The following is an 18139-nucleotide window of genomic DNA, read 5'->3' as shown; positions in this document are numbered from 1 at the left end:
TACCGCGCCCGCGTGGGACGCACGATGCGCGACTAAGACCGCGCGCGAAAGCTGCCCATGTCACAGCCTATGTCACAGCAGGGGCGCAAAGCCGTGCATTGCTTAGGTTTCGTGGGGATTGTGCATCGCTTGTGGCACGGCAAGGCAAGCCAAAGGGGCTCATTGGGTGGCGCTAAGGGTGGCGGCAAAGGTTGCGCTATGTCTCGGCTTAGTACCCGACGCGTAGGGTGGCGCAGCGGTGGAAAGCGGCTGTTAATCGAAGTCCTACCGAAAGACGATATGCCAGTGCCGTAGGCCTAAGGTGGGATCGTTCTGCCCCAAACTATGATCGGATCACAAGGAATGACTGACCTTCTTGGCCCAAAGGGTTTTCTCACCAATATCCTTGGAATTGGAGCATTTATACCTGGATTACTATTTATCGTCCTGATTGGTTATGTAGTGATGAAAGACCTGCCAATTATGGATAGGCAGGGACGGTATATGAATTTTTTCCTTCAAAATCGGAAGAAGGAATGGAAGGCGGTGCTAACCCTTTGGCTTGTCTTTGCCATTCTGTTGGTTGGTGCTGCCATAGCGTCAAAATTGTAGGTTACGAATGACTGCAAAGGGTCGGATCTTGCCGATCATCGCGAGGTACCAAGCGTCAGACCTTCACCACTAGATGACGCTTGATCGGTCTTTAGCTCCGCGCTACAGCGGCGATGTCCACAAACCTATACGTTCGTGAACACGTCGCTTGACATGTACACTAATCGTCCACTAAGTGTCGTTCACCAACGATCTTAGAGGATAGTGCACACGATGATCATCGGCTACGCCCGCGTTAGCACCACCGGCCAAGACCTCAACACCCAGCTTGAGAAGCTGACGGCTGCCGACGCTGAGAAGGTCTTCAGCGAGAAGCGGTCTGGCTTGGACGAGATGAGACCCGAGCTTGAGAAGGCTCTAGAGTTTGCCCGTGAGGGCGACGTGTTCGTGGTGACCAAGGTGGACCGTCTGGCGAGATCAGCGGCGCACCTCCACCAGATCGTCGGGACGCTCGATAAGAAGAATGTTGGCTTCAAAGTGCTGGACGACGCCTCGCTCGACACGACCACCCGGACGGGCAAGTTGGTGTTCGGCATCCTCGCCAGCATCGCGGAGTTTGAGACGGCGCTTCGCAAGGAGCGGCAGATGGAAGGCATCGCCAAGGCGAAGGCAAAGGCAGCGGCCCAAGGCGAGCCATGGAAGACCGGCAGGCCCGTGACGCTCGACTATGCCCTGATCAAGGCCCTGAAGGCTGAGGGCTGCTCTGTGAGGCAGATTGCAAAAGAAGCCGGGTGTTCACCCTCAGCGGTCCAGAAGGTGCTGGCAGGGCATAAACCCACCCACTAGCACTACCCAACAGCTCCCTCTCGGGACAAGCCCCTCCACTAGCACTACGAGGCGCTGAATAGGTACACCACTAGCTCTAAGAAGGGACAACCCACACCACTAGCACTAGGAAGGGCGATAAAGGCCCCTACTAGCACTACGAAACGGATAGGGTGCCCACTAGCACTGAGCAGGGTCTTTGCACCCGCACGACGAAGGCGATTAAGGCCTCCACTAGCACCTACGCAACGCTCTTCTCCCAGATCGACCACCCTGTGCAGACCCGACAGGCACCCTCGTTGCTCCTTCCGAGGGCGCTTGAAGGTGTCTCCGGGGTGGTCGGTCTTGGTGAGGTGCGAATGTTCAGACGCGTGTCTGCTCATCTATGCATTTGAGGGTGGACAATCGCCCAAATCGACCACGCCAACAAAGGAGCAATGGAATACACGACCGAACTACTCGACCGATCCACCGGCGACCTCGACACCGTCTCACTCGGCAATTGGGTCACCGTGACTGAATACGGCGCAACCAAGGGCGTCGGGTCTCGACAAGTCCGAGCAATCCTGTCCCACCTCGGGTTACTCCAAGAGCAACTTGAGGCGTCCAAATCGGGAAACACTCGGGTTGCCCGAAGACGCCTTACTGTCGATGCCGTGAAGGCTGGACTTGGGAAGTGCATCTATCCGAGGAAAGCTGGAGCCTTCCCTTTCGATGTCCTCTCCCCAAAGGGGCAGGCTTGGATTGACCAGCGATGGGACGAAGCAGTCCAGACCATGGCCTCGGAGATTGCTTCAAGTCCGATGGTCACAATGGCCACGGAATGCCTCGACGGGTTCAAGGCCTCTCGTGGGTCGGACATGACACCTCAGATGGAAGTCTGCTTCCTGTCCGACCATTTCCCTGACCTCCTCCAGGTCGACATCTGCAGGATCACCGGAGCATCGCCCCGAATGGTTTCCCTGCATGTGAACACCCGAGCAGACCAAATAAGGGCATGGAAGGCTTGGAAAGCGAAGGCTCTCCCGAATCAGGGATGACACCCTCAGTCCCGACTTGATTGACACCTGAGGCCGGACTCGAGTTGAGCCCGGAGTGGGGAATTCCCTCCTTGGTCTCTCTCATTGGTCTTCAACCCGAGGGTTCCGCTAAGTCCCCAAATTGGTTGCCTTCTGGCGTTCACTGACCACGTCACCATGATTGTCATCCGACTGGATACCTACATTACACAAGGAGTTACATCGTCGAATAATGACCACCGATGAAAAGGCTCTGGCCACCATGCGACGGCCAGACTTTGACCCCCATGACCGCTTCGTCACCTCAGAAGCCGTCACCACGTATCTCGCCCCCTATCTTGATCAGCACCCGGATGGGACCTCGACCATCGAACACCAAACCGGCCAGCCTTGGCGCGGAATGGTGAGCGAGACCGGCGTTTGTGTCTATCGCCGGACTGCCTTCCATATCATGCAGGCGCATTGTGACCCAAAGGCACTAACCGACCGGGAAGTATTGTTCTTGGTCATGACCTCGACCGAGAGCGAAAGCTACACCCAGGCCGACTGGAGCCAGATGGTCGCGGGCGAGATGCTGGGGGCCAAGGTCCGACAGGAAGCGGACAGGCGAGGCAAGCGGCACAAACTTGACCATGACCGAGGAAAGCGAGGCAGCCGCGAACGGCTGACGCTCGACCATTTACCGGGCCAGCGGGCGATACCCGACCATGCCCTTCCACAGCGCGCAAAGATGCGCCGAACGAAGTCACTTAAAGCAGCACAGGAGCGAAGGAGCTTGAGACGAGCAACAACGGAGGGGATCGTGGTTCAGCCGCGCAAGGATCAGTGGCGCGACATGAACCGAAACGATGTGAAGGAGTATCACCAGACCATGGACCGGCTGGTTGCAATGGGCACCCTCGACCCGCTCATGGTGGATGAGATCGCGGACCCCGAGGCATCACCGATTGCGTACCTCTACCGTATGGGTCGGATGACCTCGAAGGGCGATCGGGCATGAGTGGTCTACGCGGCCTCCTGCCACCCGAAGACTACCCCAGCCGGGAGACGGCCCTAGTCATCGTCGAAGCGCTCGGTAAGGGCCAAGCAGGGACGTCGAGCGAACTGGAGCGGCTGACCGGCATCTCCAATGTCCTTGTCGTCGCCGACCGCTGCTACATGGTTTACGGGTATCCAGAGCTAGAGCCGGCAGCGGTTGCTCAAGGCATGACTGAGGTCTTCATGAGGCCCACAGCGCCCCGCAGAGAGCCCGCCGGAGGCACCCACGGGCTTTCCACGCCGTCCACTCCAGCCACGTCCGACGCACGTCCTGAGGGCCGAGAGACCATGACCTACGGGTTCACGCCTCGACCCTGAACCTCCATCACCACCGCATCAACACGTCTCGGGGCAATACCGCTCCGAGGTCAACACACTCACATTGAAGGAACGAACAGCATGAACGATTTCAACAGGGCCTCTGGGCTCCAGATCAACAGCAACTATGTCAACATCCGGGAGCAGGAAGCGCGGGACCGGCAGGCCCTTGGAGACCGCGTGGACCAGATGCGGCGCGACCATGAGCAGGCCGAGCAGGGCCGGAAGGACGCGGCGTTCAACGAGAAGATCGCAGCCCAGACGGAAGCAGGCTTGCGAGCTAACCAGCAGCTTCAGGCCCAACGCATGGGCATCAACACCGGTCAGGCTCTGAACGAGGCACAGAAGGCTCAGGCGGCATCTGCAAAGGCGTTCAGCAACGCAGCCCCTCAGGCCCTTGTCGACCAGGTTCCGGTGACCATTGGAGGCATCCAGTTGGGGCCGCAGCAGGCCAAGGACATGGTGGCCCAAGGTCACTACACCCAGGCAGAGTATGCGGCGGCTGTGAACGCCGCGCTGACCCCCTACGGCTATTCTTTCCGGTAGCCCCGGCTGGCTCTGAGAAGCCTCCTGTTGAGGAGGTCCAGACCGGGGATGATGATGACAAGAATGAGGAGCCAACCGAAGATGAGAAGAGCGAAGCCCAGTTCACGGAGTTTGTTCGTATGGCTGACCAAAGCCTGGACAGGTTCCGCGACACCCATAGCGAACCGCAACAGCAGTTCATCGTTGATGCCTTCGTGGAGACCGGAGAAATTCCGACCGGGGAAGCCTTCGGGATTGAGGATGTCGAGGCGGCTGTGGTCGTCACTGCGTTCTCTCAGCATCTGGAGCGCAACGTGCTTCAGCAGCATGGGCTGACGCTGGAGACGTATTTTGAGCACGTGGACGACGATGACTACCCGGCGCTGCGCAAAGCTGCGGCTAAGGGCGAGTGGCACGTCTTCCACGATCACGCTATGGCCATAGCAGCGGCGCGAAAGGCGCACGGGCTCTGAGCCGCTGACCATCGTCCCTGCCCCGATGCATCGCCCCAAGAGGTGCGTCGGGGTCAGGGTCTAACCGATGGCCGGTTTCACAGCGGATGCGGCTCCGCTTCAAGCCATCGTCTCGTGATCTCAAACTTCAAGGCAACGCGGGATGAGAGCATAACGTCCAAGGTTGGTCCGTCGGCAGAGCAGAAATATGGCCATATCGCCATCTACTACCCTTCTACTGACCTCTAGGGGCCTATGCCTTCAGGCCGTAGTACTTCAGCGCGGCCTCTGTGGCCACATCTGTCAAGATAGATGAGCCGATCTTCCATGCGCCGCTTGCTGCCTTGGGTGCGTTCTTCTTGACCCATGCCAGTGCCTTCTTTCCGAGAGGCTTCTCGGCACTCTCCGGCGGTTCGGCCGCAACGATTTCGGAAAATTCCTTCGCGGCAGCCTGAGGCAGCCCCGCCTTCACCAGCGCGCTCGCCATCGAACCAACATCACCTGCCGTGATGGACAGAGTTATTTGGGCACCTTCCGATGCCGTCACGTGGGTAAAATTCCCATACACGGTCTGATTGAAGACCTGCGTCACCGCCGCCTTGCGCTCTGGCTTCTGCGGTATAGCTTTTGTCAGGGTAAGCTTGACCGCCTCTGGCACTCGCTTCTCGAGTTCGATTGTGAGTTCCAAGATGCGGCTGCGCACCACTTGCTTGATCTCCTTCATGGCGACCGCCGAGAGTTGCCCGACGACCGCATTGCAGATCCAATCGTCGTCGTACACTTTGCCTTGAAGCAGGAGTATGAGATTCGAGGCGTTGATCCCAAGCGTTCCGGGCTGTTTCCCAGCCATCTCCTCCACACCTGCGATACTCTCGCGCACCTGGTATTGAGTCCATGCTACGCCAGCGTACTGTTGAATTACCAAAGGTGGTATCGGCGCGTTCTGGATGCTCCGCCCAAAAGGTCCCGACCACGTTCCTTTGTAGCTTACTTCGATGATCCGGTACTGTGGCACATCGACCTCGCGGGGATACCCTTCCGTCTCGTACTTCACCCAGTCTTCAAGTGGTTCGCTGCCGAGGCGCGATGCCAGGAACATCGTCTTTAGCAGGATCGTGCTGAGTTCCGCGCCATCACTCATCACCGCAGCCTGTATCTCGCGAAGTATGCTCATGATTGTGCCCCCAACTACTTCGCCATCATATGGGTGCGCCTCTGACGGTGCACGACAAATGGACAGGACAAACTGTCATCGACAGCGAACTCGGCTAAGAATGTTGACAGAAGGTACACCATTCGGGCACAAAGAGGTACACCGAGCTTAACCGCTTCGGGGGAAGATACCCTTCTATCCCCTTGATTTGTTAAGGTAAACTCGGGCGGAAAGCCTCGCATGGGTTTGGCCTTTAGCGCCGTCCGGGGGCACCAGCACAATGCAAAAACCATAACATTTTCAAAAGCTTAGAAAACAAGGTTCGGGTTCGATCCACCGCTTATCCACCTGGAATTTTTCATTTGCCAACGCGAGTATCCGCCCCAGAGCATCACCGTATCCGGATCATCCTCTTCGTCCTCCTCCGGCTCGTAAGGTTCCGGCGCCACCAGCAAATCGATTCGCCTAAGGTCAGTCCCTCCCATTGGCGCATCGAGCGAGAGCGTTTTGAAGGTGTCATATTTGTGGATAGTGTGCTTGGTGCTAGGTTGCCAAATATTCAGCCTGGCTCAGATTTGGGAATATTGGGGGGACGTCACTTTGATCCGCATTTTGGTCGCACTCGCCGCCGCAATTTGCTTCGCGTCTTCGGCGGCTTCGGCAGGACAGGACAATATCCACTTCCTGGTCGGGATGCCCGATGCCAAGTTAAATTTGGCCGCTAAAATGGCAGGTAACCTCAACGGCGTTATGCAAAGGTGCCGGCTGAGGCCTACAGAAGATGGAAAAGCTATCATTGCTGTCCCTGTGCTTTTGTACGAGGGGATAGAAAAACACCTGACGCCTAATCCTCCTAAGTTCCGGAAGGCCATTCGCACCTATGAAAGAGCTTACGCCATGGCGGTCCAGAGAGCGGGAAATTGCCAGGCTGAGAAGGCCAAATACCCGGGACTTTACCGATAGATGGCTGAGAAGGGACCCGGACATTGGGCGAGTCACCGCCCTGCGCGCCGCCGCCTAACTATGGCGTCGACGGCATCCTTCCTGATTGCTGCGGATTGAGCCGTCCGGTATACCCATCGGCATTCTTCACGAACACAGCTGCAAGCCTGATCCGTGCGGCAGCGGCTTCATTGAAGATCAGAACGGCACCCTTCCACGCTCCGCACTTGAATTTCTCGATAATGCCCGCATCGAAGCCTGACGCGGAAGTATTGAGCTCTTCGAGGGATGCCTGCTTGCACCGGCCATCCCGATACCTATTTCGCCGAATTCAGGCGCAGCAACTTAGCCTACGGGTGTGACTTCCTAGCTATATACAAAGTTGCAGGCTCATCGATATAAAGCGATTGGCGATTTTGATGGGGATTTCATGAAAGCTTTTTTGCTCGCTTCATTCGTTGCGCTTTCCGCGGCTCCGGCCATGGCTGCCGATATGACGATCGCTCCTGTCGATACCCCTGAATGGACCTGGCAAGGGCCATACGCCGGCGTGTTCGGTGCCGGAACGTTGGAACACTACAAGATCTATGGACCGGGCGCCCAGGCTGGCGCAACGCATAATGTCGGCTCGGCAACGGTCGGCGGCTTTGCAGGCTATAACCTCCAATCCGGCAAGATTGTCTATGGCGTCGAAGGCGAGCTTGGCTACCGCTTCAAGAAGAACACCTTCGACGATATTCCAGGCCCAGGCGTCCTTGACGCCTCCACAGGTTTGTTCGGATCCGTAAAGGGTCGCGTTGGCATGGACATGGGAGCCTACATGCCGTTCGTCACGGCTGGTGTAACCGCTGCAAAGCTGAAGACATTCTACCCGGGTGGAAACGCTGAGCGGGATGCCACCTTGGTCGGTGGTGTTGTTGGAGCAGGCATCGACGTCGCGCTCACACACAACGTGTTCTTGCGCGGCGAATACGACTTCTCCTTCTTCGGCAAGAAGTCGCTTGAATATTGTGGCGGCGGATGCACGCTGGAACACACGCTTCAGACGCACGATTTCCGCGTCGGCATCGCGATGAAGTTCTAACTGTTCAGCGCGTCTCCGACTTTGACGCCCTCCGCGGGAATGGCAAGACCAAGGTCCAGCTTGTGAACGGCATTCCGCGGGCGCAATGTCGCCACGAACCCGACGGCTAGGGGCCTGGATCGCAAATAGTTTGCCGTTCAGGCCCTTCGTTCGTTCGGGACCATGCCCCTCTGCGCGCCACCCCTTCGTACCAAACCGTACGTTGAATCCTTCTTGGGTCACGCGTGACAAGAGAGTAAATAAATCCTTTCGCAGGAAGGGAGGCCGCGATGGCAGAAACGCATATAGAAGTCGCACGCGCGGTTATAGAAACCAGCTTTCGGTTGCGGCACCATTCCCTGGCCGGAACTGCCTCATTTCGCCGTGATATGGACCACTCCCGACGCGCAATCGAGGCCTCGCGCGAACTGCTCAAGCGCCTTCGCCAACGTCATCGCGATGACATGGCCCGGGAGGGAGATCCGGAGCCAGGTTGCCGTCTCGGCCTTCGATGCCGACATTCTCCGCTCGGCGTTTCGAAACCTGGTCAGGGAAACAGGCGTTCCCGAGTGTGAATGGCGCCACCTGGCTGAAAGCCTGGTCCGCGAATATGTCGGGTGCGAGCAGGTTAACGTTGGCTTGTTGGACTGGATTACCCACAAGTAGTCAGCGGTATAAATTGCGTACCAACGCAAAACAGCCCGCCCCGCCCACATTGCCGGTGACACGAAACGGGCTGCGGAAGCCCGCATGCGATGCTTCCTGCAATCCAACTTTGGGCGAGTACGGATGTTCCGTTAGTTTCTGCTGAAAGGCGGTACATTCTGCTGCCGTGGCCATTCGACAGTCACTGGTAGGGTAGACCCGCCGCTCCATTTGCGAAGCGACGGGCTCTCGCCCACCCCATACCTGTGAAAGCAATTTAGATGCCAAACTTTTGACCCGTTATGGGGCACAGCCGTCGCGTTGCCAGTCGGTCGGTCGCCCTCTCGTCGCTCTGCCTCGACATTGATAACCATGTACATCATGCCGGCTCGTTGGCTGCGATCACAAATTGTCGGATTCGTACGAAGCAGAGTTCTGTACGATTCCAACCCTTTAACTTTGTACACCACCCCTGTTTTGTAATTCGGCGGCTGAGGGGACGCCGTGCATCAGGTCGCATTTCACTGTCAATCGCGCGCCAGAGGGCGTATATTTTTTAAATCGTCTGCACGTGTCTACGGGCGCAGACGGCAGGGAGATTGGAAAGCTCTTGCCCCAAGCGGGATTGAGCTATGACCAATCCAGAGAACGATTCCTACAGAAACCAATTGTTGCGCAGGCTTGACCCTGGTGACCTGGGGCTTTTGCAGCCACACCTTGAACTGTGTGACCTCGAGCCGAAAATGACCTTAGAGAAAGCCGATTCGGAGATCGAGACGGTGTACTTCCTGGAGGAAGGCATCGCTTCTGTGGTCGCGACGGCTTCAGGTAAGGAAGCCGAGGTAGGCCTTGTCGGCTTTGAGGGAATGACCGGTGCCGCGCTCGTGATGGGCGCTGACTATGCAGCGCATCAATGTTACGTTCAGTCGGCCGGCAGCGCTTTCAGGATGGGAACCGAGCCCTTCAAGGAGGCTCTTGCGAACAGCCCAACGTTGCGCCTTTTCCTGTTGCGCTATGTCCACTACTTCCACATCCAGACCAGCTATACGGCCCTGATCAACGCAAAATCAAACCTTGAAGAGCGGTTGGCGCGCTGGCTNCTAATGTGTGACGATCGGGTCCACGGCGAGCGCCTTGCGATCACCCATGAGTTTCTNGCCGTCATGCTTGGAGCAAGACGCCCAGGCGTTACCGTTGGGCTGCAAGTGCTGGAAGGACGTGGTTTCATCTATTCTCGACGTGGCGAAGTGCACATCAGGGACCGCAGCGGACTTGCGGCCTGCGCAAACGGCACCTACGGCAAGCCAGAAGCCGATTACGTTCGGCTAGTTGGATTATAGCGCTCCAAGCATGCCGGACGTAGGCCGCGGTGATCCAAGCACCTGCGCCTCGCGCCAGCAATACAGCCCGTCCCGCCCACATTGCCGGTGACACGAAACGGCTGCGGAAGCCGCGATCCGACCCGATTGCAATCCAACCCTGGGCGCGCACGGATGTTCCGGTCTTAACACTTTCTTGCCCAAAGAACAGCCTCGCGCAGGCCAGGCCCATGCAAGACGCGCGTCTACTCGTGATCGAGGTCTTCTGGGCGCTGAGACCGCGCACCACCATGAGTCCCGCGCGACCCGCCGATTAGCCTTCCTCGGCGCTATTGACGTTCGCAAACCGACCGGCTCATTGGTTGCGGCACAACGGTCCCGGCGGTCTGTCGTAAGGCCCCGCCGATGCGTACGGCGGGTTCGCACGCTGGAGCCCCTGCGCGGCTACACAGCGAAACCGGGTAAGCTCAAAGCCACTCAGCTTCCCTGAAGGGTGATGCTCAAGCTCAGCAGCCTTTCACCAGCCTCGTCCCTGACATAGACCGCCAATTGCTGCCCATCGGGGTCCTTGAAGAATTCAAGCGCCAAATCTCTGAGCCCGTCCATGCCCTCTCGGCATGCTTCCTCGATCCCATCACATTCGATCCCCTCATCGTCTTTTATGAGCTCGTCCCGGACACTGCTGTCAAAGAAATATCTCGCCATGGAACACCTCTATTGGCGCAACACGTCAGCGGCCCTTTGGTGCAGATACATCCCATCAAAATCCCAGGCGCGAACGAGCCCTGACCAGTCGGTTGCATGAAAATGCGAGCCCACGGTGGATATCAGGCCGTCGCGTCTAAGATCCTGAAGAACTCGGTTCACGTGTACGGTGGAAAGGCCGAGCGCATCACCAAGCGCAGCCTGCGTTATCGGAAGGCGGGCCACATGATCTTCTATGCGGCCGACTGCGCGGAGGCGGACAATAAGTTCGCACAAAATATGAGCCATGCCAGTATAGGCGTCGCATCTTCCGACGTTGGTGACCCACTCTCGATAGATCGCCGCATCGACAAGCGTCGAGCGCCAAAACACTGTGGTTATCGAAGGGTGCTGGTCGCAAATAGAGCGAAGAGCATCGTGCCGCATGAAGCCCACCCGAGAGGGCATTAGAGCCGTAAAGGTGCAATCCATGACCGACAGATGCAGTCCATGAAGGTCGGGAATGTCGCCGGGAACAAAAAAGGAGGTGATTTGGCGTTTGCCGTCACCTGTCATTTTGGTCGAGCCTATCATGCCGTCAAGAACAACAAACGAAAGCGTCGGCTGGTCGCCATCGCGCAGAATGTCTGCGTTGGCCTGATATTGCTTCTCCTCAATCCGGGCATTTCCCAAAATTGCAATATCTGGTTCTGCGAGTTCCGAGATGGTCTGGAGCTTGCGGATCAAAATGTTCGAGGAAGGAACCTGCGCCATGAAGAACCTGTTGGGGTTGGCGCCCAACTTACAGCGGGCGCTAATGTTCCGCCGCGCTGCCCAGAGCAGACGACCCGTGGCCAGCCAGCGCGACCGACCTGCTTTCTTGCCAGCGTCGAGACGTCACTATCATAGTTGATTGTGGCTGCCGCTGACCTTGCGTAAGGGACATCCATCGCAATCGTCTAACAAGGAAATGGTATGTTGTATCCGGGCCGATTTTTGGAGCCGAGCGATGTTGAGATGCTGGCCCACGTTTGTCACACGGTCTGCAACGAGTGCGGCGTACCTCTCGCTTCGGAGAGAGGAGAGCGCATAGCTGCGCACGTGCTCAGGCTGTTCATGAACGGCTTGACTGGGCCGAATGAACTGCTTGACGCTGAGAGGAACTGGGCTAGGCGGCTTGACCTTCCGGTCGAGCAGATTGATATCAACTACACCGGTATGAGAAAGGCCGCGTGATCCAGTTTGGTTTTTGCAGCCGAACACCGGCACTTGGGGAGATGCCGCGTGACCGGGAACAAACCTTGCTTTTGAGAGTTTGTAGAGCCGTTTCAGCGGACGACTGACCGAAATGCTCCTCGCCGTGAAGAGTGCGATCTCGAGGGCCGTTTTGGCTGGCAGGCGTGCCAGTGCGAAGTGTTCGGTGTGGTTGACCTCACGACCAAAGCGGGTGCCAAAATCGCTCCCATCACCTTGGGAATGGCCATTCAATTCGTGGCGAACGCATCGGTGCTGGATACGACGTTCGCCGAGCCATGGTCTTCTACGGCGAACCGGCGACGCCGAGCCTAAGGGCGAGAGAGTGCGAACGCTTATGGGCGCAGTTTGGCGGCGCGCTCCTGCGACCGTAATCCCACCATCTTCCGGACGATGTATGTCCGAACAGGCACATTCTTCCTTCGGGGTGGCCGACCTTCCGCGCTGTGTTTGGATGACCATGAGCGCCCATGGATGGTCTGATGACAGCGCACAGACCCAAGAAGGTCGCGCCCGTTACTACCCGCTTTGTACGCTTCTGGTACTTGTCTTTTTCAGAAAGTGCGCCACAGAATAGACGATTGAGGTTCTGTCTCTCTGGGAGGATGGGATGGACATTCAAACACCTGTCCGGCCTGCGCAGACGACGGCCAAGGAGCTGGTTCGAGAGATCCTTTTGGGCCCTCAACCGGGCGCCATCATTTCCGTGAAAGCAACCATTACAGCAGTGCGCGAGCGCGGCTTTTATCTCCATGAGACGGACTGCCAGTTGGTCGCGATGATCGTCGATTGTGCCACGAAACGGGAGCTTTTCGTTGCGTTCGACGTGCGCGAATCCTGATGCCCCTTCGTTGGTTCAACCCGCCTGTCTACGTCAAGACCGACAGACCGGGATTCCGCCTTGGGATCAGCCGTATCGACACTGCCGCCGAGGAAATACTGAAGTGGTCCAACCGTGGCCCCAAATGGCGACTGGCGGCGGAGGCCTGCCTGACGGCGATGGATGGCAAGATGCCGACCAACGACTTCCGTGTACTCTTCGAGGATGCGGCTGAGGAGGAGGAAATGCTGCTGCCCGATTAGCAATGTTAGGGGCGTCGAGGAACATTCGCAGCCGGCCACCGTTGCATGCCCGGATACCAACGAGCGAAGCTGGCGTCGAATGAACTCAGGTGCCGTCCTGGTCGTGGAGGATGAGAGCCTTATCCTCCTGGATATCGAACACTCGCTGCGTGAAGCCGGGTTCGAGGTGATTGCCGTCTATAAAGGGGACAATGCCATCGCGACCTTTGATCGTAACCCGGATGGTGTCGCAGCCCTCCTGACCGATATAAGGATCGGAGAAGGCCCCACTGGCTGGGACGTCGCCCGTCACATGCGGACCGTCAACCCCAGTTTGCCAGTCATTTACATGAGTGGCGATGGTGCGGAGGACTGGCCGTCACTTGGAGTGCCAAACAGCCTCATGATAACCAAGCCGTTCGTTATGCCCCAGATCATCACGGGCCTCGCAAACCTTCTCAATTCACAAGCAGGGCTGGCAGCTCCTGGCTGACGTGCCCCCCAGTCACACGATCCCCTCGCTCAGACATTTGCATCAGACATTCCGATCTCCTAAATTAGCCTCGTGGTGCAACTGCGATACGGCTTAAGGCAAGACTCGGACGAGAGCTGGACGGTATTCGACGTGTTTACCGGCCAGCCAGCCGATGCATGGGGGGCACCGGCGGAATATTTGGATCAGGAATACGCCGAAGATCTGGTAGGCATACTGAATGCCGAAGACCTCAAGCGTCGATTGTCGCGAGGGAGGGTCGTATGATGGCAACCCACTGGTTCACCCCCGGTTCCCGTCATCGGGGGGCGACCCGGCATGACCTACAACGTCAACAGCGTGGAGGCCGCTTCCGAATATCTGGTGAAATGGACAAAGCGTGGCCCTAAGTGGAACCAAGCTGTCCGCGCCTGCATGGCCGCTATGGCCGGTGAGGCGACGGCTCAAGAGGCGCGGAGGTGCTTCGAGGAGGGGCAGTTCCGAGCTGCTCATGAAAAGACTGACTAGCCCGCCACCCCGTCGACACCTGCGGGCAGCATTACCGGATGGGTAGCTCGCTGAAGACCAAGCCAGATACAAACGTGGCGGAGTTCACGGGCCGGACCTAAGTCCCGCCGCCAAAACGCATTGGTCCGAGCTTGGCTTCCGGTAAGGAACTGTCTCGGGAGATCGATGTTGCGTGGGCGGCCACAGCTACGTCCCTCCCCGCGGTCGTCGGTTCGCACGGGGGGCGAACCCTAGCCTTGAAAGGGATTGTAGCGTGGGATGGACCTATGACTACCCAATCTTCTACAACCGTCACGGGGCTTACCCTGACCGCAGTTTGCCGGATGGATCAAACTCCCCACAAAGGACTTTCAATGCCCATACCTGACGAGTTGGGAGATGCGGAGCTCGTTTTCGACTGCCCCAAATGCTGCCATCCTATTGTAAGGCGAGGATCATGGTTCAAGGTAATATCCATGTTTCGTTGCGAGGCCTGCAATGCCAAGATTCGTCTCGGCTACCCAGACAAGCTGGTGTTGTTCGAACGGCATCGCCATCTGATAGAAATCCCACCAGCGGATGCATCCGCTTTTTGAATGAGACCGTAGCTCCGCGGACCTACTCTGGAATTCCGGCGTCGAAGTGAGCGATGGCTTCGACGAAAATGCGGTAAAGGCTATCCACATCCTCATCCAGCTCTATTCTCTTGATGCCGACCGCTTTGGCGTCGGCCAGGAGCTTGTGGGTGAGTTCACCGATTGAGACCGCGTCGGGAGGCGCCGTCTCTGGGATGTCGTTAGCAATCCACTTGTGCAGAAAGTTGATGCCGCGTGTGCTCATCTAAAGTTCCACGAGCCGCGAAGAGCACAGAACGCAAGCACAGCGACAGCGGCCGAGATCAGAATTCCTTTCGGGTTCTGCCACCTTGGTGGAGGGCGAGGTACTAGTTCCTCGGCATGATCGCTCATATCGAGACAAGCTACGCCGGGAGATTAGGTTCCGCTTATCTTTGACGCGTTCGGTCATCGGCAGGGCTGCCGAAGAGGCAAGCTGGACAAGAAAACCGCAGCTAGTCGGCTTTGTGCCTACCGCTTAACCTTTGTTATTGCAGTGGTGCTGCCCTGCGGTATTTACGCTGCGCCGCTGCGTCCTATGATCGGTCAGCGAGAGCTTCCGAAACTTGAGCACGTGAAGGAATGGACCTATTTTGGGTGATGCCGATGCTGGTCATTGTCCACCTTTCGAGTGTCGCGAACGCCGCAGATCAACAGGATGGATTTGATCGTGAAAGGAAGCCGACCGAGTATTTCGTTGTTGGATTTCGACATACTCTCCCGGGCTCTTACGTCAGCCGTCCGGGATAGCCCGGACTCCAATTGGAAGGTCCAGGCGCGCGAGCTTGTGCGCCTCTACACCGGCAAAAAGTCAGCCGACGAAAATTTGATCGCAGCATTGGTTCATGCCAGTCGCGCCCAGTTGGACTTGGAGGAATCCAAGGCCGGTCGGCCCGGCAAGATTGATTGAATACCTCCACTTGCTCGACGTGCTTTATCACCGGATTCTGGATGGCGTTTCTAATGCAAGGCTAGAAATGCAGCGCGACGGAATTTGACCTCACAACGCCTCACCTCAGCTCAAAACACGCTCAGCACCAGCGGGTGCTGCATGGAATAGTTCCGGCAAATCGAAGTTCGGCTCCGAACGGAGACGGACATGGCAGTGACCCAACGTGCCAACGACAATCGAATGCCAGAAAAGAAGCCGTTTGGCCGCGCGGGGGAGATGTCGCGCGAGCAGGCGGAGGAAGCAGTCAGGTCGCGACGCAGGTACAAGATGGCGAGACGGGCACGGGAGTCGAAGCGAGGCTCGGCCATGCCTCGCATCGTTGCTGTCAGAAGCCAAGACTAGGCCGTTGCCGCTTCCGCTGGTCAGGCAAAATGAAGACGGGCAGGCCGGGGCGTCAGAATGTCGGTTTAGTACAAACCCGAGCTCGGTACGTTTCCAACTCTGACATTTCTTCCAAGTCTTTTGTAATCACGGTGGCGGGGGCTCGCCGTGCATCGATTCGCATTCTCCTATGATTGTCGCGCCAAGAGGCGTAGCGTCACAAGATCGTCTGCACGTTTTTACGGGCGCGGACGGCAAGGAGATTGGAAAGCTCTTGCCCCAGGCGGGATTGAGCCATGACCAATCCAAAGAACAATTCCTATAAAAACGGATTGCTGTGTCGGCTCAACCCCGATGACCTAGCGCTTCTGCAGCCACACCTTGAGCCATGTGCCCTCAATTTGAGAATGAATCTGGAGCAAGCCGCTTCGGAGATCACTACGATGTACTTCCTGGAGGACGGCATCGGTTCTGTGGTTGCGAGGACCTTGGGGAGGGAAGCCGAGGTTGCGCTTATCGGTTTTGAGGGAATGACTGGTGCGGCGCTCGTGATGGGGGCTGACTATGCCGCGCATGAATGTTTTGTCCAGCTGCCCGGCAACGCTTTCAGGATCGGAGCTGAGCCATTCAAGGCGGCACTCGCGAACAGCCCGACGCTGCGCCTCTTACTCTTGCGCTATGTCCAGTATCTCCACATCCAGACCAGCTATACGGCGCTGATCAACGCGCGCGCAAACCTTGAAGAGCGTTTGGCGCGATGGCTTCTAATGTGTGATGATCGGGTCCACGGTGGACGCGTTGTGATCACCCATGAGTTTCTAGCCATCATGCTGGGCTCGAGGCGTCCGGGAGTTACCGTTGGGCTTCAGGTGCTGGAAGGACGCGGGTTCATCTATTCCCGACGTGGCGAAGTGCGTATCCGGGACCGCAGCGGCCTTCTGGCATCTGCAAATGGCACCTACGGTCAGCCGGAGGCAGACTACGTGAGGCTGCTTGGAGACATCCGCTCGTCTCCAGACCTGACTTAGATCATTGGGGAGCACAACCGGTTGCCATTAGAGATCATCTCGCAATCCGGCGCTTCAGATCGACATCCTTCAGGGAGATCAACGTCGTTGGCATACTATACCTTGGCCTTACGCCACCCAGCCCACCACGCTTCCCATTCCAAGCAGAACCATCTCTCCCCTCGAGGTTGCATGGAAAATCACCAGCACAGATTCAACTGTCATATTGAGCGAGGGATCGTGGGGAGTTTGGGATTGCGTCGCCAATAGGCCGGCGTCGCCAATACCCGGCAAGGTTAGGCGGTGGCGACCTTCTCGGGTGCACTGCCCACACGGCCGAAGCGGCGGCACACGTCCTGACGAGATTGCCAGGGCGGACTTGATGCCGTCGCTATCCGCATAGCGGGCATTGTCAGATCTGCGGGGACCTGATCGATCTCCGCCTACGCCCGCAGCAGTGGGCAATTAGGTGATCAATAAACGAACGTGCTACATCGGGCTGACTTTTCCCATTCCCAACGCCTCAGCGACATCGAGCTTTCGCGTGCGATCCGTGCCAACCTTATGCGCCAGCGGGCGTGTCTTGCTTGACGAGCTTGCTTGCGTCCGCATGGAAGTCAGAGACGCCTCTGCTGTTCGCTACCATCTACGGTCGGACTTTGCAGAAGCTTCGCTTCAAGCACTAGCGACGCCCAAGGCCCCCCAAATCAAGCCGTCCTGTAAAGGCTGAAGTGTCTGTCCCACGACCAGGGAACATGTCTCTGAAATGGAAGTTCGGGACGCGATTGGTACGGAAATCTCCTTGAAACAGCCGAGCAAGGCCCCGCCACCGATTTCGAGACCCGGTGCCGGGCCACCTGCGATCAAATCTTTTGGTAGCGCTGGAACCTGTTTCTGAAATCCAAGTTAAGTTCAGCTTGGTTATCAATCCCCACCAAGCGTAGGCGAGCAAGGCCCGTCGCTGTTGTTGTGTGCTCAGCGGCGGGCTTACTTCATTTAGCCTCACGATTTCGCCTCACGGATCGCCCGCAAAGTCGCGTGGCCTAGCTTGTCCTCTCGCTTCAAGGTCTTCACACGTCCGACAAGGTCGACGGTGGTGGGGATAACGCTGATTCTGGCGTCGGCAGTTTGAGTTACGCGACCTGATGCCGCTCTCCCAGAAACTATCTTCGGTTGAGATGACACTCAAATGCCCCGGATGTGGAAACGAGTTCACCAAGCCAGGGCGTTGGTTNATNGTTGCCGCCCACTATCGGTGCGAAGGTTGCCAGCGTTTACACCGCCTTCCTTATCCAGAAAAGGTGGAACTGTTCGAAAGATACGCCCAAGGGTGTGAAGACGGGCTCGGCAGCATCGACAGTGGGCCCGCACCGCTTGGGTGAGGACCGATGCGGGCCCGGCCAAGGGTTGCCTTTCCTTGGCCAGCAGCGTGCGGG

Annotated in this window: 20 protein-coding genes; 15 read left to right on the top strand and 5 right to left on the bottom strand. The window is 57.6% G+C overall.

The window, feature by feature from the left end; all coding sequences use genetic code 11:
• The first annotated feature begins 342 nt into the window (after positions 1-342).
• From M729_RS01000000136160 to M729_RS0129260, 6 genes are all read left to right on the top strand, one after another.
• Complete coding sequence (locus M729_RS01000000136160) at positions 343-591, top strand: hypothetical protein (RefSeq protein WP_050596380.1); 249 nt, start codon at positions 343-345, stop codon at positions 589-591.
• A gap of 213 nt (positions 592-804) precedes the next feature.
• Positions 805-1377 carry a recombinase family protein gene (locus M729_RS0129285; protein ID WP_027163663.1) on the top strand — a complete coding sequence of 191 codons (573 nt, stop codon included), beginning with the start codon at positions 805-807 and terminating at the stop codon, positions 1375-1377.
• 416 nt (positions 1378-1793) lie between these two features.
• Positions 1794-2396 (top strand): hypothetical protein, encoded by a 603-nt coding sequence (locus M729_RS1000000139090; RefSeq protein WP_050596379.1) that lies wholly within the window; start codon positions 1794-1796, stop codon positions 2394-2396.
• Positions 2397-2607: 211 nt separating this feature from the next.
• Entirely contained in the window at positions 2608-3375 is a 768-nt protein-coding gene (locus M729_RS0129275; protein WP_032809548.1) for a hypothetical protein, read from the top strand.
• Between the two features lie 437 nt (positions 3376-3812).
• Positions 3813-4277, top strand: a complete 465-nt coding sequence (locus M729_RS0129265; RefSeq protein WP_027163660.1) for a hypothetical protein — start codon at positions 3813-3815, stop codon at positions 4275-4277.
• A gap of 119 nt (positions 4278-4396) precedes the next feature.
• Positions 4397-4729, top strand: a complete 333-nt coding sequence (locus M729_RS0129260; RefSeq protein ID WP_027163659.1) for a hypothetical protein — start codon at positions 4397-4399, stop codon at positions 4727-4729.
• Between the two features lie 232 nt (positions 4730-4961).
• Here M729_RS0129260 and M729_RS0129255 read toward each other — a convergent pair whose 3' ends face one another.
• Positions 4962-5882: a hypothetical protein gene (locus tag M729_RS0129255; protein ID WP_027163658.1), complete on the bottom strand. Its 921-nt coding sequence runs from the start codon at positions 5880-5882 to the stop codon at positions 4962-4964.
• 579 nt (positions 5883-6461) lie between these two features.
• Between M729_RS0129255 and M729_RS1000000139045 the strand changes: the two genes are divergently transcribed.
• The 3 genes from M729_RS1000000139045 (at position 6462) to M729_RS0129230 (ending at position 9851) form a co-directional block, all read left to right on the top strand.
• Positions 6462-6824, top strand: a complete 363-nt coding sequence (locus M729_RS1000000139045; RefSeq protein WP_198032151.1) for a hypothetical protein — start codon at positions 6462-6464, stop codon at positions 6822-6824.
• Positions 6825-7233: 409 nt separating this feature from the next.
• A complete protein-coding gene (locus M729_RS0129240) occupies positions 7234-7887 on the top strand; it encodes an outer membrane beta-barrel protein (RefSeq protein WP_013531390.1) in 654 nt (217 codons plus the stop codon).
• A 1256-nt stretch (positions 7888-9143) separates the two neighbouring features.
• On the top strand, positions 9144-9851 hold the full coding sequence (locus M729_RS0129230) for a Crp/Fnr family transcriptional regulator (protein WP_027163656.1): 708 nt from the start codon (positions 9144-9146) through the stop codon (positions 9849-9851).
• Positions 9852-10307: 456 nt separating this feature from the next.
• On the opposite strand, the gene M729_RS0129225 is transcribed toward M729_RS0129230, so the two are convergent.
• From M729_RS0129225 to M729_RS1000000139040, 3 genes are all read right to left on the bottom strand, one after another.
• Complete coding sequence (locus tag M729_RS0129225) at positions 10308-10535, bottom strand: hypothetical protein (protein WP_027163655.1); 228 nt, start codon at positions 10533-10535, stop codon at positions 10308-10310.
• A gap of 9 nt (positions 10536-10544) precedes the next feature.
• On the bottom strand, positions 10545-11288 hold the full coding sequence (locus tag M729_RS0129220) for a Crp/Fnr family transcriptional regulator (RefSeq protein WP_027163654.1): 744 nt from the start codon (positions 11286-11288) through the stop codon (positions 10545-10547).
• A gap of 129 nt (positions 11289-11417) precedes the next feature.
• Positions 11418-12002, bottom strand: a complete 585-nt coding sequence (locus tag M729_RS1000000139040; RefSeq protein WP_198032150.1) for a hypothetical protein — start codon at positions 12000-12002, stop codon at positions 11418-11420.
• A 376-nt stretch (positions 12003-12378) separates the two neighbouring features.
• Here M729_RS1000000139040 and M729_RS0129210 point away from each other — a divergent pair, with 376 nt between their 5' ends.
• From M729_RS0129210 to M729_RS01000000136150, 4 genes are all read left to right on the top strand, one after another.
• Positions 12379-12609, top strand: coding sequence for a hypothetical protein (locus tag M729_RS0129210; RefSeq protein ID WP_027163652.1), 231 nt, complete (start codon positions 12379-12381; stop codon positions 12607-12609).
• On the top strand, positions 12609-12851 hold the full coding sequence (locus tag M729_RS0129205; protein WP_027163651.1) for a DUF982 domain-containing protein: 243 nt from the start codon (positions 12609-12611) through the stop codon (positions 12849-12851). The genes M729_RS0129210 and M729_RS0129205 overlap by 1 nt, the downstream gene beginning before the upstream one ends.
• A gap of 79 nt (positions 12852-12930) precedes the next feature.
• Positions 12931-13323, top strand: coding sequence for a response regulator (locus M729_RS0129200; protein ID WP_013525059.1), 393 nt, complete (start codon positions 12931-12933; stop codon positions 13321-13323).
• A 300-nt stretch (positions 13324-13623) separates the two neighbouring features.
• Positions 13624-13830 (top strand): DUF982 domain-containing protein, encoded by a 207-nt coding sequence (locus M729_RS01000000136150; RefSeq protein ID WP_275954855.1) that lies wholly within the window; start codon positions 13624-13626, stop codon positions 13828-13830.
• 597 nt (positions 13831-14427) lie between these two features.
• Here the strand turns inward: M729_RS01000000136150 and M729_RS0129190 are convergent.
• Complete coding sequence (locus M729_RS0129190; RefSeq protein WP_013525056.1) at positions 14428-14649, bottom strand: DUF768 domain-containing protein; 222 nt, start codon at positions 14647-14649, stop codon at positions 14428-14430.
• Between the two features lie 432 nt (positions 14650-15081).
• Between M729_RS0129190 and M729_RS0129185 the strand changes: the two genes are divergently transcribed.
• Positions 15082-15333, top strand: a complete 252-nt coding sequence (locus tag M729_RS0129185; RefSeq protein ID WP_024505862.1) for a hypothetical protein — start codon at positions 15082-15084, stop codon at positions 15331-15333.
• A gap of 659 nt (positions 15334-15992) precedes the next feature.
• On the top strand, positions 15993-16724 hold the full coding sequence (locus M729_RS0129175) for a Crp/Fnr family transcriptional regulator (protein ID WP_027163650.1): 732 nt from the start codon (positions 15993-15995) through the stop codon (positions 16722-16724).
• Positions 16725-18139: the final 1415 nt, after the last annotated feature.

The sequence above is a fragment of the Mesorhizobium sp. WSM1293 genome (assembly GCF_000513875.1).
In the GTDB taxonomy this organism is placed as follows: Bacteria; Pseudomonadota; Alphaproteobacteria; order Rhizobiales; family Rhizobiaceae; genus Mesorhizobium; species Mesorhizobium ciceri.
The sequence above is the reverse complement of the archived record's forward strand: the minus strand, read 5'-3'. Positions and strand labels throughout refer to the sequence as shown.